This window comes from Flavobacterium sp. (genome assembly GCF_044339515.1).
Lineage (GTDB): Bacteria > Bacteroidota > Bacteroidia > Flavobacteriales > Flavobacteriaceae > Flavobacterium.
This window is the reverse complement of sequence record NZ_JBIIVK010000007.1, coordinates 21,009-38,934: the sequence shown is the minus strand read 5'-3', so window position 1 is coordinate 38,934 and position 17,926 is coordinate 21,009. Positions and strand designations below refer to the sequence as shown.

The 17,926-nt window shown below is 33.4% G+C and carries 20 protein-coding genes; 8 read left to right on the top strand and 12 right to left on the bottom strand.

All coding sequences use genetic code 11. The features are described from left to right. Positions 1 to 138: 138 nt before the first annotated feature. Together ACIQ0M_RS03105 and ACIQ0M_RS03100 are read right to left on the bottom strand one after the other, a co-directional pair. Positions 139 to 513 (bottom strand): RNA-binding protein, encoded by a 375-nt coding sequence (locus ACIQ0M_RS03105; RefSeq protein WP_291091875.1) that lies wholly within the window; start codon positions 511 to 513, stop codon positions 139 to 141. 148 nt (positions 514 to 661) lie between these two features. Further along, positions 662 to 1,159 carry a DUF6252 family protein gene (locus ACIQ0M_RS03100; RefSeq protein WP_396149616.1) on the bottom strand — a complete coding sequence of 166 codons (498 nt, stop codon included), beginning with the start codon at positions 1,157 to 1,159 and terminating at the stop codon, positions 662 to 664. Positions 1,160 to 1,365: 206 nt separating this feature from the next. Between ACIQ0M_RS03100 and ACIQ0M_RS03095 the strand changes: the two genes are divergently transcribed. The 3 genes from ACIQ0M_RS03095 (at position 1,366) to ACIQ0M_RS03085 (ending at position 3,286) form a co-directional block, all read left to right on the top strand. Next, positions 1,366 to 1,938, top strand: a complete 573-nt coding sequence (locus ACIQ0M_RS03095) for a 30S ribosomal protein S16 (protein WP_396149614.1) — start codon at positions 1,366 to 1,368, stop codon at positions 1,936 to 1,938. Between the two features lie 12 nt (positions 1,939 to 1,950). Further along, entirely contained in the window at positions 1,951 to 2,475 is a 525-nt protein-coding gene (gene rimM, locus ACIQ0M_RS03090) for a ribosome maturation factor RimM (RefSeq protein WP_396149612.1), read from the top strand. Positions 2,476 to 2,623: 148 nt separating this feature from the next. Then, on the top strand, positions 2,624 to 3,286 hold the full coding sequence (locus ACIQ0M_RS03085; RefSeq protein WP_396149610.1) for a tRNA1(Val) (adenine(37)-N6)-methyltransferase: 663 nt from the start codon (positions 2,624 to 2,626) through the stop codon (positions 3,284 to 3,286). Between the two features lies 1 nt (position 3,287). On the opposite strand, the gene ACIQ0M_RS03080 is transcribed toward ACIQ0M_RS03085, so the two are convergent. Then, positions 3,288 to 4,085 (bottom strand): tetratricopeptide repeat protein, encoded by a 798-nt coding sequence (locus tag ACIQ0M_RS03080; protein WP_396149608.1) that lies wholly within the window; start codon positions 4,083 to 4,085, stop codon positions 3,288 to 3,290. 227 nt (positions 4,086 to 4,312) lie between these two features. On the opposite strand from ACIQ0M_RS03080, the gene ACIQ0M_RS03075 reads away from it, so the two are divergent. From ACIQ0M_RS03075 to ACIQ0M_RS03055, 5 genes are all read left to right on the top strand, one after another. Further along, on the top strand, positions 4,313 to 5,491 hold the full coding sequence (locus tag ACIQ0M_RS03075; protein ID WP_248432593.1) for an acyl-CoA dehydrogenase family protein: 1,179 nt from the start codon (positions 4,313 to 4,315) through the stop codon (positions 5,489 to 5,491). Between the two features lie 114 nt (positions 5,492 to 5,605). Further along, positions 5,606 to 6,394: a DUF3050 domain-containing protein gene (locus ACIQ0M_RS03070; protein WP_396149606.1), complete on the top strand. Its 789-nt coding sequence runs from the start codon at positions 5,606 to 5,608 to the stop codon at positions 6,392 to 6,394. A 50-nt stretch (positions 6,395 to 6,444) separates the two neighbouring features. Further along, positions 6,445 to 8,478, top strand: a complete 2,034-nt coding sequence (locus ACIQ0M_RS03065; RefSeq protein WP_396149604.1) for a M43 family zinc metalloprotease — start codon at positions 6,445 to 6,447, stop codon at positions 8,476 to 8,478. A gap of 80 nt (positions 8,479 to 8,558) precedes the next feature. After that, positions 8,559 to 9,467, top strand: coding sequence for a metallophosphoesterase (locus tag ACIQ0M_RS03060; protein WP_396149602.1), 909 nt, complete (start codon positions 8,559 to 8,561; stop codon positions 9,465 to 9,467). Beyond that, positions 9,464 to 10,177: an SGNH/GDSL hydrolase family protein gene (locus ACIQ0M_RS03055; RefSeq protein WP_396149600.1), complete on the top strand. Its 714-nt coding sequence runs from the start codon at positions 9,464 to 9,466 to the stop codon at positions 10,175 to 10,177. Before ACIQ0M_RS03060 ends, ACIQ0M_RS03055 begins: the two co-directional genes overlap by 4 nt. Before the next feature lie 15 nt (positions 10,178 to 10,192). On the opposite strand, the gene ACIQ0M_RS03050 is transcribed toward ACIQ0M_RS03055, so the two are convergent. The 9 genes from ACIQ0M_RS03050 to ACIQ0M_RS03010 all read right to left on the bottom strand — a co-directional run bounded on the left by ACIQ0M_RS03050 (position 10,193) and on the right by ACIQ0M_RS03010 (position 17,827). Beyond that, the gene (locus tag ACIQ0M_RS03050) at positions 10,193 to 11,206 is read right to left on the bottom strand and encodes a hypothetical protein (protein ID WP_396149598.1); all 1,014 of its coding nucleotides are present in this window, start codon (positions 11,204 to 11,206) and stop codon (positions 10,193 to 10,195) included. Beyond that, complete coding sequence (locus ACIQ0M_RS03045) at positions 11,184 to 12,812, bottom strand: NAD(P)-binding protein (protein WP_396149686.1); 1,629 nt, start codon at positions 12,810 to 12,812, stop codon at positions 11,184 to 11,186. Before ACIQ0M_RS03045 ends, ACIQ0M_RS03050 begins: the two co-directional genes overlap by 23 nt. Further along, a complete protein-coding gene (locus ACIQ0M_RS03040) occupies positions 12,790 to 14,304 on the bottom strand; it encodes a polyamine aminopropyltransferase (RefSeq protein WP_396149596.1) in 1,515 nt (504 codons plus the stop codon). Before ACIQ0M_RS03040 ends, ACIQ0M_RS03045 begins: the two co-directional genes overlap by 23 nt. After that, a complete protein-coding gene (locus tag ACIQ0M_RS03035; RefSeq protein ID WP_396149594.1) occupies positions 14,297 to 14,512 on the bottom strand; it encodes a DUF350 domain-containing protein in 216 nt (71 codons plus the stop codon). Before ACIQ0M_RS03035 ends, ACIQ0M_RS03040 begins: the two co-directional genes overlap by 8 nt. A 7-nt stretch (positions 14,513 to 14,519) precedes the next feature. After that, a complete protein-coding gene (locus tag ACIQ0M_RS03030) occupies positions 14,520 to 14,696 on the bottom strand; it encodes a hypothetical protein (protein WP_396149592.1) in 177 nt (58 codons plus the stop codon). Between the two features lie 7 nt (positions 14,697 to 14,703). Beyond that, on the bottom strand, positions 14,704 to 15,924 hold the full coding sequence (locus ACIQ0M_RS03025; protein ID WP_396149590.1) for a DUF4178 domain-containing protein: 1,221 nt from the start codon (positions 15,922 to 15,924) through the stop codon (positions 14,704 to 14,706). A gap of 2 nt (positions 15,925 to 15,926) precedes the next feature. Continuing rightward, the gene (locus ACIQ0M_RS03020; RefSeq protein ID WP_396149588.1) at positions 15,927 to 16,289 is read right to left on the bottom strand and encodes an S-adenosylmethionine decarboxylase family protein; all 363 of its coding nucleotides are present in this window, start codon (positions 16,287 to 16,289) and stop codon (positions 15,927 to 15,929) included. 81 nt (positions 16,290 to 16,370) lie between these two features. Then, positions 16,371 to 16,703 (bottom strand): ferredoxin, encoded by a 333-nt coding sequence (locus tag ACIQ0M_RS03015; protein ID WP_396149586.1) that lies wholly within the window; start codon positions 16,701 to 16,703, stop codon positions 16,371 to 16,373. A gap of 71 nt (positions 16,704 to 16,774) precedes the next feature. Continuing rightward, entirely contained in the window at positions 16,775 to 17,827 is a 1,053-nt protein-coding gene (locus ACIQ0M_RS03010; protein ID WP_396149584.1) for an NAD(P)/FAD-dependent oxidoreductase, read from the bottom strand. Positions 17,828 to 17,926 lie beyond the last annotated feature (99 nt).

The following is a 17,926-nucleotide window of genomic DNA, read 5'->3' as shown; positions in this document are numbered from 1 at the left end:
ATTAGCTCAAAAAACTATTGATAATTACAATTTCAAAAATACATTTTAGTGAGGAAGAAATCAATTTTAGTTATCAACAAAACAAAAAACCATCCTGATTGCTCAGGATGGTTTTGTTGATGTTATAAAGAAAAAATACTAGTATCTTCCTCCTCCGCCACCGCGACTGTTTCCACCTCCGCTGTAGCCACCGCCACCACGACTGTTTCCACCACCACCGTAACCACCACCGCCTGAACGGTTGTTGTTAAAGCTTCTTTTTTCGCCTTCCGGTTTTGGTTCTGATTTGTTTACCACAATAGCACGACCTTGAACGGTAGCTCCGTTTAGTTCGTCAATAGCTTTTTGACCTTCTTCGTCATTAGGCATTTCAACAAAACCAAATCCTTTACTTTTTCCGGTAAATTTATCAGTAATTACTTTTACAGAGTCTACTACTCCATAAGCCTCGAAAGACTCTCTTAAATCTGCTTCCTCTATACTCCAAGGAAGGCTTCCTACAAAAATGTTCATAAAAAATAATATTATTTGAAACAAAGGTAAACTATTAAAATGGCAATCACGCTCAAATTGTGATTTTTATTTCATAATTTGTTGAAAATAAATAAAAAAGGCTTTTCAAAAAAGTATGAAAAGCCTTTTTAAGTGATTTTTTTATTGATTAATCTTCTTCAATTCCGGTCACAGGAACTTTATAAAAAACGCCTTGGTTAAAATTTAAGATTTCACCTCCTAATGGATTGTTAGCTACATTTACGGCATTGAAACGGAATGAACCGGAAACTGTTCCGTTTGCAGCGTCAAATTCGGTAATTTTAATTTCACCATCGCCTTGAAAATCTTCCTCTGTAGTTACGCCTGTGGTGTAAAATAATTCACTCTCATCATATTCAAAAACAAAAGAAGCCACTCTGGATTGGTTAACGCCCAAAACATAGGTTCCCACATTTCTGGAAGGAATTCGGAGCGTCAATGTTTGCAAACGGGCCTTAGCAGTGATTACCAAACCACCGTTAGGTTGTAAAACTGCATCAGAATCAATGGCTCTCCAAAAGGTATTTTCCAATCTTCCTTGTACTGAAGGTGAATTTAAAACCACATCTTCTTCACAAGAAATAAAAAGAAAAACAAGAGCTAAAAGGGAAAAATATTTTTTCATTATGTTGAATGTATTTACTTTCGAGAGTACAAAAATAGTTTTTCTGGTGAATATAAGACATACTTTTTTGTTAAAAACGTTCAAAACAAGCTGAATCCGGTTATTTAAATAAAATTTAATGCGTTGGTTTTTAATCCAAAAAACTTTTATATATTTGCACCCTTAATTAACAGAGGTCGAGTACCTCACAATTTAATCATACGATTATGCCAGTAAAAATTAGATTACAAAGACACGGTAAAAAAGGAAAACCTTTTTTCTGGATTGTGGCTGCTGATGCAAGAGCCAAAAGAGATGGTAAATTCTTAGATAAAATCGGAACTTACAATCCAAACACTAACCCTGCAACAATTGATTTAAACTTGGACAGTGCTGTTCAATGGTTACACAATGGTGCACAACCAACTGATACAGCAAGAGCAATCCTTTCATACAAAGGAGCGTTGTTGAAACATCATTTGGATGGTGGCGTTAGAAAAGGTGCTTTAACTCAAGAGCAAGCGGATGCTAAATTAGCCGCTTGGTTAGATGAAAAAGCAAATAAAGTTACTTCTAAAAAAGAAGGTTTAACAAAAGCTCAAGAAAAAGCAAAAGCTGAGGCATTAAAAGCTGAGAAAGCGGCTAACGAAAAACGTGCAAACGCTGCGGCTGAAGCATTAAAAGCGGCTGAAGCTACTGAGGAAGTTGCAGAAGAAGTAAGCGAAGTGGCTGCTGAGGAAACTCCTGCTGTTGAAGAAGCTCCTGCTGCTGAAGAAGCAAACGAAGAAAAAGAAGCTTAATATTTTGCGATAATGCGAAAAGAAGAATGCTTCTATCTTGGCAAAATCGCTAAAAAATTTAGTTTTAAAGGTGAAGTTTTGGTCTATTTAGATACAGATGAACCTGAATTATATGAAAATATGGAATCAGTTTTTGTTGAATTAAACAAAAATTTGGTTCCATTTTTTATTGAAAATAGTTCACTACATAAAAATGACTTTCTCAGAGTGAAATTTGAAGATGTAGACACTGAGGAAGATGCCGACGCCATAATGGGTTGCGAACTTTATCTTCCGCTTTCGTTTTTACCAAAATTAGAAGGAAATCAATTTTATTATCACGAAGTGATTGGTTTTGAAGTTGAAGACCAACGGCTAGGTGTGGTGGGAAAAATTGTATCCATCAACGATTCAACCGCTCAACCTCTTTTTGAAGTGCTAAATGGAAATGTAGAAATGCTAATTCCAATGATTGATCAGTTTTTGATTAAAGTAGATCGAGATAACAAGAAGGTGATTATGAATTTGCCGGAAGGTTTGGTGGAGATGTATCTTTAGAAAGTTTCAGGTTTCAAGTTCAGCTTCGCTCTTTTCGGCTCCGCCTCGGGTCTGGTTTCAGGTTCTGAAATCAAAAATCTTCAATCATAAATCGTTAATCACCGTGTTTCAATTCAAACAATTTTCTGTTCAACAAGATCGATGTGCTATGAAAGTAGGCACTGATAGTGTGTTGTTGGGAGCCTGGTGTCCGATTGAAAATAATCCTTTTTCTGTATTGGATATTGGTGCGGGAACAGGAATCTTATCCTTAATGATTGCCCAACGAAGCAATGCTGAACAAATTGATGCATTAGAAATTGACGAAGAAGCTTATGAACAATCCGTAGAAAATTTTGAAAATTCACCTTGGGGAGATAGACTTTTTTGCTTTCACGCCGGTTTAGATGAGTTTGTCGACGAACCGGAAGATGAGTATGATTTAATCATTTCTAATCCGCCTTTTTATTCCGAAGATTATAAAACCGAAAATTCACAACGTGATTTAGCACGATTTCAAGAGGCAATGCCTTTTGAAGATTTGATTGAAGCCGCTAATTTATTACTTTCCGAAAACGGAATTTTTGCCGTGATTATTCCATATAAAGAAGAAGAAAAATTTATTGATTTATGTGCAGAGGTTGAGCTTTTTCCGGTAAAAGTAACTCGCATAAAAGGCACTCCTAACACAGAAATCAAACGAAGTTTATTGGCTTTTAAACGTTATGAATTGCCTGTTTTAGAAGCAGATGAACTGGTTATTGAAACTTCTAGACATAAATACACAGAAGAATATATTGATTTGACTAAAGATTTTTATTTGAAAATGTGATTTACCATTTCACTTTATACGGATATACTTCGTGAATCATGTTGTCTTCATTAATTGTGTAACCGTTTTTAGCATCTGCTTTGGCTTCCAACAACAAATCATTGGCTCTTTTTTCCTGACCAATACGTCCTAAACAAAAAGCTTTATAGACTTTTGCATCCGAAAAATTTTCATATTGCGAGATGGCTTTGTCAAATTCTTCGATAGCTTGTTCCCACTTTTTTTGTTCATATAATGATATTCCGTAATAAAATAAATCGAGGTGATGGGCTTCTCCTTTTTGTTCAATTTGTTCTAAAATATCTGTGTTAAATATTTCTTCGGCTTTTGCGAATTCATTCAATTGTAAATGTGATAAGGCAATGTAGAAATTATAGGTGTGATCCATTTCATAACTATTACCATGCATTTCTTTGCATTTTTCAAAATCGATAATTGCTTCTCTGTATGTTTTTGCAAAAATGCATTTGATATAAGCTCGATAAGACAACCATCGTTGCGGATCATGTTCTACCGCTTTGTCACAAAAAACCATTCCGGCTTCATACTTTTTCATTTTAAATAAAGGCATTGCCTTTTGTTGCCATAAATAAGCAATTGTATAGTCTTTTTTGAGTCCTTCGTCTAAACATTCTTGCAATTCTGCCATTTGGTAAAACGAATAGTTTTTGGCACAATTGTGCACATATTCGTCTACAATTTTTTGTTGGGCTTCTTTTTGAGCAGGATTAGCATTTGTGTTTTGAGCGATTGATTTTAATGAAATCAGCAAAATGAAGTATAAAAAAAACAGTCTCATTTCTATAGCTTTAAAAATAAATTGAAAAGTATATATTTTCTTTAAATCTAGAGGTTAATGAGTTGTTAACAGCAAAAACATCTATCAATTATTTTAAAAATATAACAATCGTTCATTGATTTGTTACATTTCTTTAGTTATTTTTGCAAACGTTTTCGCTGATATTATAATTAATTGAAATTGATGATTTAACGATAATCAATCTCGTACTCACACTATACCAAATTATGAAACCAGATTTATTTCAAGCTCCTGATTATTATTTATTAGATGATTTGTTAACCGATGAACATAAATTAGTGCGTGATTCTGCACGTGCTTGGGTTAAAAGAGAAGTATCTCCAATAATTGAAGACTATGCACAACGTGCTGAATTTCCAAAACAAATCATCAAAGGTTTGGGAGAAATTGGTGGTTTTGGACCTTACATCCCAGAAGAATATGGCGGTGCAGGTTTAGATCAAATTTCTTACGGATTAATTATGCAAGAAATTGAAAGAGGTGATTCCGGAGTTCGATCTACATCTTCTGTTCAATCTTCTTTGGTCATGTATCCAATTTGGAAATATGGTAATGAAGAACAACGCATGAAATATTTACCAAAATTAGCTACCGGAGAGATGATGGGTTGTTTTGGTTTAACCGAACCTGATCATGGTTCAAATCCAGGTGGAATGACCACCAATTTTAAAGATAAAGGCGACCATTATTTATTAAATGGGGCCAAAATGTGGATTTCCAATGCCCCTTTTGCAGACATCGCTGTGGTTTGGGCAAAAAATGAAGAAGGAAGAATTCACGGTTTGATTGTTGAAAGAGGAATGGAAGGCTTTACCACACCTGAAACACACAACAAATGGTCACTACGTGCTTCGGCAACGGGTGAATTAATTTTTGATAACGTAAAAGTTCCGAAGGAAAATTTATTACCTAATAAATCAGGTTTAGGTGCTCCTCTTGGATGCTTAGATTCCGCTCGTTATGGAATTGCTTGGGGAGCGATTGGTGCTGCTATGGATTGCTACGACACTGCTTTACGTTATGCAAAAGAGCGAATTCAATTTGACAAACCCATTGCTGCAACACAATTGCAACAAAAAAAATTAGCCGAAATGATTACTGAAATCACCAAAGCTCAATTGCTAACATGGCGTCTAGGTGTTTTGCGTAATGAAGGAAAAGCGACAACTGCTCAAATTTCTATGGCTAAAAGAAACAATGTTGACATGGCAATAAACATTGCCAGAGAGGCTCGTCAAATACTTGGCGGAATGGGAATTACAGGTGAATATTCGATTATGCGTCACAGTATGAATTTAGAATCTGTAATTACGTATGAAGGTACACATGACATTCATTTACTTATTACCGGTGCAGATATTACCGGTATGCAAGCATTCAAGTAATTAAACAATAATTAAAATCATTACAAAAAGCTTCTTCTTTCGAGGAAGCTTTTTTAGCTTTGTATAGGTAAAACTATTTTTTGTTTTACCTCGTATTTACAAAAAAAATTTGCTATGAATATCAAAACTGTTAACGAAAAAATACAACCACAAAAAAAGCAACTTTTAAATCATACTTTGTACGAAAAAATAAAAAGCATTGATGATTTAAGACAGTTCCAAGAATTGCACATCTATGCGGTTTGGGATTTTATGTCGCTACTCAAAGCTTTACAATCCTCCTTAACATGCACCACAACACCTTGGTTACCTACAGGAAATCCTGAAACAAGGTATTTAATCAATGAAATTGTATTGGCTGAAGAAACCGATATTTCCCTAGAAGGAAAAAGACAAAGCCATTATGAAATGTATCTTGATGCGATGAAATCATGCGGTGCCAATACAAAAGCAATTGAGTCATTTTTAGAAAATGTCGTCAAAACCCAAAACATATTTGTTTCCATCAAAAAAAGTGATTTGCATCCCAATATCAAAAGTTTTCTTGATTTTACCTTCCGTGTCATTGAACAAGGAAAACCACATGAAATTGCTGCCGCTTTTACTTTCGGAAGAGAAGATCTGATTCCGGAAATGTTTACTGCTATTTTAAAGAATCTCCAAGCTAATTTTCCGGAAACCGATTTATCTAAATTGATTTATTATTTTGAAAGACACATTGAATTAGATGGTGATGAACACGGGCCGATGGCTATGCTTATGATTAACGATTTGTGTGGTAATAGTGAAACCAAATGGAAAGAAGTTGAAGAAATCTCAATTCAAGCCCTAGAAAAACGAATTGCTCTTTGGGATGCGATTGAAGAAAAAATTCTGGAAGGAAATCTGACCTTAAGCAATTAATTTGTTTAATTTATTTTTATATTGCGACTTCAAAATCTATAAATCGTAGTATGAATAAAAATTTTACTTCAACATTTTTCATTTTGTCTTTCATTTTGTTTTCATTTTATAATGTTAACGGGCAAAATACTGAAAAAGCTACTCAATTTGGAAAAGCCAAATTAGAGAAAATCAGATGTGCAACAACAGAGAACGAACAAAAACTTCGTGACCTTTACCCAAATCGAAACAGTGATACACAATTTGAAAATTGGTTAGCTCCTAAAATTGAAGCTATTAAAGCGAATCGATTAGCTGCGAGACAAAATAACAATTCCAGTTTAAATGTAATCACAATTCCGGTTGTAGTGCATGTTATTCATAATGGAGATGCATTAGGAGTAAACGAAAATATTACAGACGCCCAAATTCTATCCCAAATTACAGTCTTAAATCAAGACTTTGGTCGAGTTGCAGGAACTCCCGGATTCAATACCAATCCAGTTGGAGTAGATACTGAAATTCAATTTTGTTTGGCCCAACGTGATCCAAACGGGTTATTTACAACCGGAATAAATCGCTACAACTTAGGTAGCGAAGCCAGTTGGGAAATAGATGATATAAATACCGAAATAAAACCGCAAACACAATGGAATCCCAACGAATACTTAAATATATGGGTTGTAAACAGAATTGTAATTACAATTTTTGGTTTTGAAATTGGAGAAATTTTAGGTTATGCTCAATTCCCGTCAGGTTCAGGATTAGAAGGTCTTGAAGAAGGTACCGGTCCTGCAAATTCAGATGGTGTTGTGATAGGTCACCGTTATTTTGGCTCAAGTGACATTTATCCTGCCGGCACCTACTCTGCTCCAAATGACAAAGGAAGAACATCAACACATGAAGTGGGGCACTACCTAGGCTTGAGACATATTTGGGGCGATGGTGGTTGTGATGTAGATGACTTTTGTGATGACACGCCAAGAGCAGCTGAAGCAAATTCAGGCTGTAGTATTGGAATAGATTCTTGCCCGGCATTTCCCGGTTTAGATATGGTTGAAAATTATATGGACTATTCTAATGATGCTTGCATGAACGTTTTTACACAAGATCAAAAAGACAGAATGATTGCTGTTTTAACTAATGCACAACGAAGAGCGACGTTAGGAACTTCTTTGGCTTGTCAACCAGGACAAACCTATGACAATGATGGTTCTCTTAATATATTAGATTTAAATGTTGCCGAATGTGGCACAACACTTTCACCTACCTTACGAATAACAAATGTTGGAAATAACACCCTTTCTTTTGCAGAAATCATATACAACATAGATGGCAGCAATAGCGATATATACATTTGGAATGGTTCGCTCACAAATGGTCAATCGGAAACAATAAATTTACCAACAATTACAACAACAGTAGGAAATCATGTATTTAATGCAACAATAGAGGTTGTAAATGATGTTTTCGATGAAAACACTTTAAATAGCTCAAAAAATCAAACTTTTGATATTCTGGTTTTCAATACGGAAGAAATTACAATATCAATTTTAGCAGATGAATATGGTGATGAAACTACATGGGAACTTACAGATAGTTCAAATAATATTATTGCAAGTGGAGGTCCATATCTAGAGTTCTCAGAAAATTCAGAAACAGTTGCGGTAGCAAGCAATGAATGTTATACATTTACAATATTTGACTCTTATGGGGATGGGATTTGTTGTAGCTATGGAGATGGAATTTATGAAATCAAAACTTCTGAAGATGAATTAATTATATCCGGAGGTGAATTTGGTGAATCGGAATCAAAAACTTTTGGAATAGATCAAAACTTAAACACTACGGAAAATACTTTTTCTAACGGAATCAAGTTATTCCCAAATCCTGTAAACAATCAACTCAATATTGGTATCGCAGAAGAAATTGGATTGCCAAATCAATTGAGTATCTTCAACAATTTAGGACAATTAATCGATGATAAAAAAGTCTCCTCAGTTAATGATCTGTCTGTTAATACAGAATCGTATACCACAGGTGTTTATTTTATTAAAATTATCAAAGACGAACAATCAACCGTGATTCGATTTATAAAAAATTAATGTAAACAATTGATAAATTTTAACCTCCAAATTAGTTTTGGAGGTTTTTTTTATATCTTTAAAATCGATTCTCATAACTTATGTCATCACAAACCCGTCTTACAAGAGCTTTTGAAAATGCTAAAAGAATTCCGTTTGACAACAAGTCAAAGTTCATTCTTTTTAGCGATTGTCATCGTGGTGATGCAAGTTTTGCCGATGATTTTGCCAGTAATCGAAACATTTATTTTCATGCAATGAACCATTACTTCACAGAAGGTTTCAACTATTGTGAATTGGGTGACGGTGATGAATTATGGGAAAACTTATTTTTTAAAGAAATTTTTGAAGCACATAAACATGTTTATCTACTTTTAAAAAAATACCATGATTCCAATCGGCTTCACATGATTTATGGCAATCACGATATGGTTTATCGAGATAAAAATGTTGTAAAGAAAAAATTAAGCACTTTTTTTGACCCAAAAACCGGTAAAGACGAACCGCTATTTACGGGAATTGAATACCATGAAGCCATCGTACTTGAAAATTTAGAAACGGGTCAGCACCTTTTTTTAACCCATGGTCATCAGGCCGATTTTATGAATTACATTGGATGGAAAATCAATCGATTTTTAGTTCAAATTTTATGGAAACCGCTTCAAGTTTGGGGAATAAAAGATCCAACAAGTCCGGCAAAAAATTATGTTGAATTAATTAAAATTGAACGTCGAATAAAAAGATGGATTGCAGATAACAATAATATTATCACAATTACCGGACATACGCACCGTCCTCGATTCCCAAACATTAATGACAATTCTATCAACTATTTTAATGACGGAAGTTGTGTACACCCCAGAAGTATTACCGGAATTGAGATTGTACAAGGAACAATTGCATTGATTAAATGGTTTATTGATACCAAATCAGACGGAACACTACAAATTGTAAAAGAAGTTTTAGAAGGCCCAATTAAATTAACAGATTATCAAACAAAAAAAGTATGAGAAAATTGATTTTCCTTTTGATCATGGTGATTACACCATTAATCGGTTGCTCAACCACAGATGAAACACCACCAATCATTACCGAACCAACCAGTAGGAATTTCAACTATTTAGCTTTGGGCGATAGTTATACAATTGGACAAAACGTATGCGAGACATGTCGATTCCCGGAACAATTGAAAGATAGTCTGAAAAATTATTTACCTTCTTCTGATAATATTTTTGTGAAAGTGGTGGCCCAAACCGGTTGGACAACTACTAACCTAAAAAACGCTATCACAAATGAAAATTTGCAAGCTCAATACGATTTGGTTACGTTATTAATTGGTGTTAACAATCAATATCAAAACAGACCTTTTTCATTATACGAAACCGAGTTTCCTGAGTTGTTGCAAACCGCAATCACCTTGGCAAAAGGAGATAAAAATCGTGTTATTGTGGTTTCTATCCCGGATTATGCTTTTACGCCTTTTGGTCAGGGAAGTTCAAACCCGGAAACTATTTCTAATCAACTCGATCAATATAATTTATTTGCTAAAAATCATGCAGAATCGCTAGAAATTAAATTTGTGAACATTACAGACATTACACGAGATGGATTGAATAATCCGCAATTGGTTGCTTCGGATAATTTACATCCATCTGAATTGGCCTACTCTAAATTTGTGGAGCGACTCCTTCCGGTTGCGAGAGCTAAACTTGGAATTTAAGAAAAAAATCAATAATTATTTAGATTTCCAAATAAAACCATCCAGCAAGTAGTGCGTAAATTGAGGAACAGTCAGTAATGGAACTAATACAAATTGTAATTTAAAAGTATCGAAATTCGATTCGAAATTTTCTTGCCAAACCAATATTTCCCATAAATATTCTTCGGCGAAAGCAATCCCTAAAATTAATAAGACGAATAAAAATAAACCTTTAGCACTTTTAAAATGAAATAATACTCCCATCTCTTCTTTGGGCCTTAAATCAATCTCTTTTAGATAAATTAAAGCCATATACGGAATGCCATGCGAAACAACGTTTAAGAGCGTAAATACTAAATCATTATTAAAAAATACAATTCCGAAATACCATGACAAGAGTGTGCCAAGAATAATTAAGTTTTTTGGAATATTAAAATAATTTGTCTTCAGGTATATTGCTGTAGTTCGAGATATGTAATAGGTTATTATTAATACATAAAACACGCTTGCAATTTGCGTTAACAAAACATTTTCAACTTGAATAAATTCCTTTTCAACAAACCAATTAAAAGCTCTTGGTGAAGAAAAAAACCAATAAAGCATGGGGTATAAAGTTGCCGTATAAATAATTAACGCATCTGAATACCTATTTGCTTTTGTCTTCTCTTCTTTTCTGGAATACAATCTAACAAATCCATATTGCTGTCTAATAAAATGAAAAACAGCAACATATGCTAAAACAGACCAAAATAATTTACTGCCAAAACTAAATAAAACCAAGCCAATCAAAAAACAAATAATTGGTAAACCGATATATAATTTCCTTCTTCTTTGAAATTCACTTTTTACAAAATAGGTTTTAAAAAGTGTTGAATATACATGTGCTACATCAATAAATACAATTAAAAACAACCATGTATAAAAAGAAAAATCTTCTTGAATTTTCACTAACCAATTCTGAAAAATAAAAATAATTCCAAGCACAAAAAATGAAGGAAAAAGGATAAACAGAAAATCTGTTTTAGGTTTATGTATCCAAGGTTGCGTCATTAATTATTTTGTTTACGACATTAATTCCTTGGTGAAAAGCCTCTTCAAAAATCGAAATGCCTGATAAATCACTGTGAGCAAAATAGATTTTATTTTCTATACACTCAGACGCTTCATATAAATATTGACCCTTCAAAAAACCGGGCACAGGACTAATCATTCCATGTCCGATTTTATGAATTTCGATATCAATTATAAATTCTTCTATATCTGGATGAGCAATTTTTAAATCGGCAATCATCAATTCCTTCCAATATGAAACGGGTTTTTTTAATAATTGTTTTCTATCGTTTGCTAAATCATCTGAGCTAAAACTGTAGTAATAAGTAATCACTTTCCTATCTATTACTTGTTCTAAATGTTGGTGTTGATTATAAACATAGCCAAGCCCTTTCCCCTTCAAAATAACATTGTCCCATGACAATGGAAAGCTATCATTATCTGGTATTTCTAATAGAGTGACAGTAGCGGAAAACCATGGAGCATAGTGAAAACCTTCATAGATTTTTTTTCTTTCCTGAAATAAATATTTATTAATAAATTGTGGTGTACAAACTATAACCCTTTCCGCTATAAAATGTATCGATTCATTCGTTTCTGCATTATAAGCCAATACTTTAACAGTATTGTTTTCAATCTTAATTTCATAAACTAAAGTGTTAGATAACACATTATTTTTAGCATAGTATTTCAAATGTTCAACTAATCTTCCATTACCTTCTGGCCATGTGAGAACAGTATCATTATACATCGTATTTTCATGCTTTCTCGCAGCAAAATAATGAATTCCTGCCCAAGCAGAAACGAATTCAATTCCCAGTCCAAAATCATCTTTGCAACAATAATCTACATACAACAACAATTCATCTGCATCAAAATTATTTTCATTAAGCCAAGTTTTCATTGTTTTGTTATCTAAATCATCTAAATCGGAATCCTTAGAACAAAAATGAAGCGGAATGTCAAAAAAATACTTTCCATCAGTTCCTTTTTTACTCCTATATGCACTTATCAATTGAAAAAACAAATCAATTTGACGATCTGATTCTGAAGAATTTCCATACTTAGGAATTAGATCACTTTGCCATGTATTCCTAATGAACAAACGTTCGTTTGGGTCAAAACAAAGTTGTTGCTCATCGAAGATTGGCATACCTTTGTTGTAACTAATGATTATTTTAGATTCTTCAAGAAAAGCTAACAATTCTTTATCCCGAATATTTGGCAAGGGCAGATAATGAGCTGCAAGTGGAAACTTTGAATAGTTATTTGCTCCATTGCTTGAGTTGCCACCAACATTACTTTCAATCTCCAAAACATAAAAATCGTCAATCCCATTTTTTTTGAGTTGCCTTGAAGCTGAAAGTCCTGTAATTCCACCTCCTATAATTAAATAAGGCATTTGTACTATTCTTGAAGGAGGTGGGAAATTTTTTAACCATAGTCTATGTCCAAGTATATGATTGGTGCCGGTTGCCTTCAAAATAAAACCTGACAATTTTTCTTTACACGAAAACAAAAAATGGGGAACAGCTGCCATCACAGAAAAAGCGGCTAATTTTTGTATAAATCTTCTGCGTGAATTATAATTTTCCCCACTCTTCATCAAAATATCGCACTAAAATTTGGTTATCCAATCTGTTTACCTCCACATTATTAGCCCTCATGTCATCTGCAAATTGGTTAAGACTCTTGAACTTATAATTATAAAAACGTAAATTATTTACTTTTCTATGAATTAAATCAACATTATAGGTTGGATTATTTGATGTAATCGTAAAACCCCATTCTCCAAAAGACGGAACATAAACATGATAAGGATCTGTTTTGGAAAAAACGGTTTTAACGGTTTTATTTATACACCAAAATGATTTTGGAGCAAAGAAAGGTGATGTTGTTTGAATGGCTACCACTGCTCCAGGTGCTAAAACTTTTTGAAGAGATAGATAAAAATTAACCGAATATAATTTGCCTAAACTATAATTGGAAGGATCAGGAAAATCGATAATTACTACATCATATTTCTTTTTCGCTTGTTTAATCCAAAGAAATGCATCCTCATTGAATACTCTCACTTTCTCGTTTAGTAATGCTTTGTTGTTCAAGGAAGTTAACACGGAATTGGTACGAAATAATGTTGTCATACCACCATCTAAATCCACAAGTGTTATATCTTTTACATCTTTATATTTTAGAATCTCTCTAGCTGCCAAACCATCACCCCCACCTAAAACCAATACTTTCGTAACAGATTTTGCAGATGACATTGCCGGGTGAACCAAAGCCTCGTGATAACGATATTCATCGGCAGAACTAAATTGTAAATTGTTGTTTAAATAAAGTTTGTAATCGTTTTTTATATGGGTTAAAACAATTCTTTGGTAGGCGGTGGTTTTGGAAAAAATAATATTTTCACCATATAATTTCTCCTCAGAAAAAGAAAGTATTTTTTCAGAGAAAACAAAAACTAAGGCTAAAATTAAAAACGAAATTATGGCTTTCGTTTTAAGAAAATAAACTCTTTTAATTTCTTTATGTAAAATAAAACAAAGTGCAATAGCTACACTCAAATTGATCATCCCGAAAAACAAAGAAGTTCTTATAATACCAAGTTGGGGGATAAATACTAGCGGAAAAAGTACAGAAGCAAGCAAAGCACCGATGTAGTCAAAAGTGAAAACATTAGAAACTAAATCGCTGAATTTTACTTTATCCTTTAGAATATTCATTAATAATGGTATCTCTAAACCAACTAAACAACCTGTAATGAATACTAAAAAATATAATATAAACTGAAAATAAGCCACTTTTTCAAACAATAGAAATAAAATTACAGAACTTAACCCTCCAATGACACCAACAATAATCTCTATCTCAATAAATGTATTGAGTTGGTTCTTTTTAATAAACTTTGCAAAATAGGAACCTATCCCCATAGAGAAAAGATACACGCCTATAATAAATGAGAATTGTTTAACAGAATCCCCAAGTAAATAACTTGCTAAAGTTCCTGCTACTAATTCGTAAACAAGACCACATGTTGCAATAATGAATACTGCAAAAAGAAGAAGATATTCGAACTTAAAAATCTTACCCATGAATGGCGGCACTGATAATGAGCGAAATACCAATAATCAATGCAGCAAAAACAACTGCTAGAGCGACATTTTTGTTTTGAACAATTTCTTTCCACGTGTTTTCGGGAGTTATTTTTTCAATTATGTAATAACTGATTATTAAAACAACAACTCCTATAACTGAAAAAATAAGTGCATTTACTATGCCTTTTAATGCAATAAATTCCATATATTTCTTATTTGTGATAAAAACGATTAACTGTGTTGTGACCTCTTGAACTTCCTGAATTATATTTTTCAGTAGATTCGCAATCGCAAATTCTACTGCCTGTAAATGAATATACCAAAAATAGACTATAAACCAATAATGCTAATACAAAGGCCCATTTATTATTTAAAAGATACTGTTTCATGTTGTTATTAATAAGGTGTAAAATCACTGTTTTCCCATCTTCGCTGTTCAAAATTTTTCTTTAAAAAGAAAATAAGTATAAAAATTATGGCTAAAGAAACCAAACTAAACATAAAATTCCAAACCGAAGATTCATTCCAAACAGCATTAATAGTCATGTTCTGATTGTAAAAATCTGTTTCTTGTTTGGAGGGAACGATTACCAAATGATATTTCCCTTTAGCTACTCCGCAGAAATTAAATGTCGTACGCTTGCTTCCTTCTGACCATCTCTCTCCTTCTGAGTAGCCATGATAATATTCGATATCTTTTTGAGCATATTCTTCTTCATTGTTTGACTCATTTACCAACGACACTTGTGCATTTGCCCATGAATTATCAACGCTTGTATTAGCAGAAATTATTAATGGAGCTGGACTTCCTTTTAATTCAAACGATGGTGAAATATATTCTTTACTTTTATATTCATCAAAGTTAATCGAAACGTTTAGAACATTTTGTTCAGTTCTTGACAAATTAAAAATAATGAATGTTGTTAAGATTAAAATCGCAAACGAAATAAATATTATAATTGTATTGTAAATATTGAATAAAAAAGGTTGAACCAAGCCTACTCCAGATTTTTGTGGCATTTCATTGCTATTGAAAATCTTTTTTATTTCCTTGGATGTAATATGTCTCCCAAAAGTTGTTGTTTCATTATCTTTTATTTGCTCAATAGAAATTACATATGGCGGATTAATGTATTCAATAATTTTAAACTGTTTGTTTGGTATTTCAAATTCATAAAACCCATGAACACGAACAATTGAAGAATTGGTATGTTCATAGAGATGATAAGTAATCTCTTTGTGCGTTAACTTTTTATACTTGCGAGAAACATCATAGGACTCTGGAACTTCTTCCAATAAAATCCAATGACCATCTGATTCTGAAAGGTATTTTACCTTACCCGATGTAGTCATTAACGTATATTCTCGCCAATAATAGATTGAATGAACTCTTTTGATAACTAGACCAACTATTTCGTACGTTTCATTGTCAATTACTCCTTTTGCCCCAATTTTTAAAAGATTAGTAATTGGATTGTAGTCAAACTTTTTTGAAAATCTAAAACCTTTTTCATCAAAATCAAATAAACTACCACAGTTAGGACAACCGAAGTTTTTTACTTCAATCGCAGTATCAATTTTTGTATGATTATTACATTTCGTGCAAGTAAACTCCATACTTATCGCTCTACTTCTACTTGTTTAATAATTTTTCCACCAAAATAAGTAATAAAGTCGTTTGAAATACTTCTTACTTTATTAGAATTATCTTGCGAATAATTGCACAAATATATGTCCATCGTTACGGTTTTAATTTCAGGCCAAGTATGGATACAAATATGTGATTCTTTTAAACAATAAGCAATTGTAAAACTTTCATTTTCAAAAACAAATGTTGTATTTCCGACTTTTTCTAATTTGTAATGGAAGAGTAGATGATCTGTGAAGTGAACAAAACTATCTAAATCAGTTAATAATGTTTCTTTTGAAACTTTTAGTGTTAATAATTTGTGTAGTCCTAACAGATTGTGTTGTTTTTCCATTCAATAAAAGTAAACATAATTCTTATACGTAATGACTTGCAGAAATGTTACAACGAAGAATAAAAAGCGATAATTTATGCTTTATTGCTCAGGAGCAATCTCAATTTCCAATCCATCCATTTCAGGAGTAATTGGAATTTGACAGCCTAAACGGGAATTTTCTTTCACATGATAGGCTTCCCAAAGCATTGCTTCTTCATCCGGATTTCGTTCTAGCGAAATTACGTCATTCAAAACATAACATTGACAAGATGCACACATGGCCATGCCACCACACACACCAACGGTTCCTTCTTCAGCTAGTTCATAAGCACGAATGAGTTCCATGATGTTCATGTTCATGTCGGTTGGAGCTTGCACTTCGTGTTTTACTCCTTTTCGGTCGGTGATTTTAATGGTGATGTCTTGGGACATAGTTTTTTGTTTCAGGTTTCAAGTTTCAGGTTGCCAAAAAACTTGAAACCTGAAACTTGAACAAAAATAATTTATTCAATCGATTTTACAACTGCTTTTTCGGCTTCTTTTCGTGTTCCGTCAAAACCGTCAACGCCAGACACGGTGGTGTATTTTAAAACGTATTTTTTACCGGGATTTAAACGGCTATAAACACTTTGGCACATTAACGTGGCCTCGTGGAATCCACATAAAATGAGTTTTAATTTCCCTGGATAGATGTTTACATCACCAATGGCATAAATTCCTTCGATGTTGGTTTGATAATCTAAAGCGTTATTCACTTTGATGGCATTTTTTTCAATTTCCAAACCCCAATTGGCAATGGCTCCCAACTTGGGTGTTAAACCGAAAAGTGGAATAAAATAATCGGTTTCAAAAGTTTGTTGGATTCCTTCGTTTTCTAAAACAATGCTTTCAATATGGTCTTTTCCATTAATCGCTACAACTTCTGCGGGTGTGATTAAATTAATTTTACCGAGTTTTTTTAGCTCTTGTACTTTTTCAACAGAATCTAACGCTCCTCTAAATTCATTTCTGCGGTGCACTAATGTAACTGATTGAGCAACATTGGATAGAAAAATACTCCAATCCAAAGCAGAATCACCTCCACCTGCAATAACAATGTTTTTATCCCGAAACAATTCCGGGTCTTTTACAAAATACTCCACTCCCTTTTCTTCATAAAAAGAAATGTTATCAATAGCGGGTTTTCTGGGTTCAAAAGTTCCTAATCCGCCGGCAATGGCCACTGCTTTTGCCTTATGTTTTGTGCCTTTGTTGGTTGTTACAATAAAAGTACCGTCTTCTAATTTTTCAATCGTTTCAGCCGTTTCAGCTAGTGTGAATCCCGGTTGAAACTGTTTGATTTGCTCCATTAAATTATTAACCAATTCTCCAGCCAATACTTCCGGATATCCGGGAATATCAAAAATTGGTTTTTTCGGATACAATTCAGCCAATTGACCTCCCGGTTGCGGAAGTGCGTCAATCAGATGGCATTTTAATTGCAATAATCCGGCTTCAAAAACAGCAAAAAGTCCGGTTGGGCCTGCTCCAATGATGAGTATGTCGGTTTGTATCATTCTTTTGAGTTACTGAGGTTCTGAGTTACTGAGGCTCTGAGGTTCTGGGTCGCTGAGTAACATAGTTTTTAAATTTTACTTTGCGAAAATAGTTGTTCT

Excerpts from the sequence above, each read along its gene's own strand:
- ACIQ0M_RS03085 (WP_396149610.1), top strand. The coding sequence starts at position 2,624 with ATGAAAGTAGGCACTGATAGTGTGTTGTTGGGAGCCTGGTGTCCGATT.
- ACIQ0M_RS03065 (WP_396149604.1), top strand. The coding sequence starts at position 6,445 with ATGAATAAAAATTTTACTTCAACATTTTTCATTTTGTCTTTCATTTTG.
- ACIQ0M_RS03095 (WP_396149614.1), top strand. The coding sequence starts at position 1,366 with ATGCCAGTAAAAATTAGATTACAAAGACACGGTAAAAAAGGAAAACCT.
- ACIQ0M_RS03045 (WP_396149686.1), bottom strand. The coding sequence starts at position 12,812 with ATGAAGAGTGGGGAAAATTATAATTCACGCAGAAGATTTATACAAAAA.
- ACIQ0M_RS03070 (WP_396149606.1), top strand. The coding sequence starts at position 5,606 with ATGAATATCAAAACTGTTAACGAAAAAATACAACCACAAAAAAAGCAA.
- ACIQ0M_RS03025 (WP_396149590.1), bottom strand. The coding sequence starts at position 15,924 with ATGGAGTTTACTTGCACGAAATGTAATAATCATACAAAAATTGATACT.
- ACIQ0M_RS03015 (WP_396149586.1), bottom strand. The coding sequence starts at position 16,703 with ATGTCCCAAGACATCACCATTAAAATCACCGACCGAAAAGGAGTAAAA.
- ACIQ0M_RS03075 (WP_248432593.1), top strand. The coding sequence starts at position 4,313 with ATGAAACCAGATTTATTTCAAGCTCCTGATTATTATTTATTAGATGAT.
- rimM (WP_396149612.1), top strand. The coding sequence starts at position 1,951 with ATGCGAAAAGAAGAATGCTTCTATCTTGGCAAAATCGCTAAAAAATTT.
- ACIQ0M_RS03020 (WP_396149588.1), bottom strand. The coding sequence starts at position 16,289 with ATGGAAAAACAACACAATCTGTTAGGACTACACAAATTATTAACACTA.
- ACIQ0M_RS03040 (WP_396149596.1), bottom strand. The coding sequence starts at position 14,304 with ATGGGTAAGATTTTTAAGTTCGAATATCTTCTTCTTTTTGCAGTATTC.
- ACIQ0M_RS03060 (WP_396149602.1), top strand. The coding sequence starts at position 8,559 with ATGTCATCACAAACCCGTCTTACAAGAGCTTTTGAAAATGCTAAAAGA.
- ACIQ0M_RS03010 (WP_396149584.1), bottom strand. The coding sequence starts at position 17,827 with ATGATACAAACCGACATACTCATCATTGGAGCAGGCCCAACCGGACTT.
- ACIQ0M_RS03105 (WP_291091875.1), bottom strand. The coding sequence starts at position 513 with ATGAACATTTTTGTAGGAAGCCTTCCTTGGAGTATAGAGGAAGCAGAT.
- ACIQ0M_RS03100 (WP_396149616.1), bottom strand. The coding sequence starts at position 1,159 with ATGAAAAAATATTTTTCCCTTTTAGCTCTTGTTTTTCTTTTTATTTCT.
- ACIQ0M_RS03035 (WP_396149594.1), bottom strand. The coding sequence starts at position 14,512 with ATGGAATTTATTGCATTAAAAGGCATAGTAAATGCACTTATTTTTTCA.
- ACIQ0M_RS03050 (WP_396149598.1), bottom strand. The coding sequence starts at position 11,206 with ATGACGCAACCTTGGATACATAAACCTAAAACAGATTTTCTGTTTATC.
- ACIQ0M_RS03055 (WP_396149600.1), top strand. The coding sequence starts at position 9,464 with ATGAGAAAATTGATTTTCCTTTTGATCATGGTGATTACACCATTAATC.
- ACIQ0M_RS03030 (WP_396149592.1), bottom strand. The coding sequence starts at position 14,696 with ATGAAACAGTATCTTTTAAATAATAAATGGGCCTTTGTATTAGCATTA.
- ACIQ0M_RS03080 (WP_396149608.1), bottom strand. The coding sequence starts at position 4,085 with ATGAGACTGTTTTTTTTATACTTCATTTTGCTGATTTCATTAAAATCA.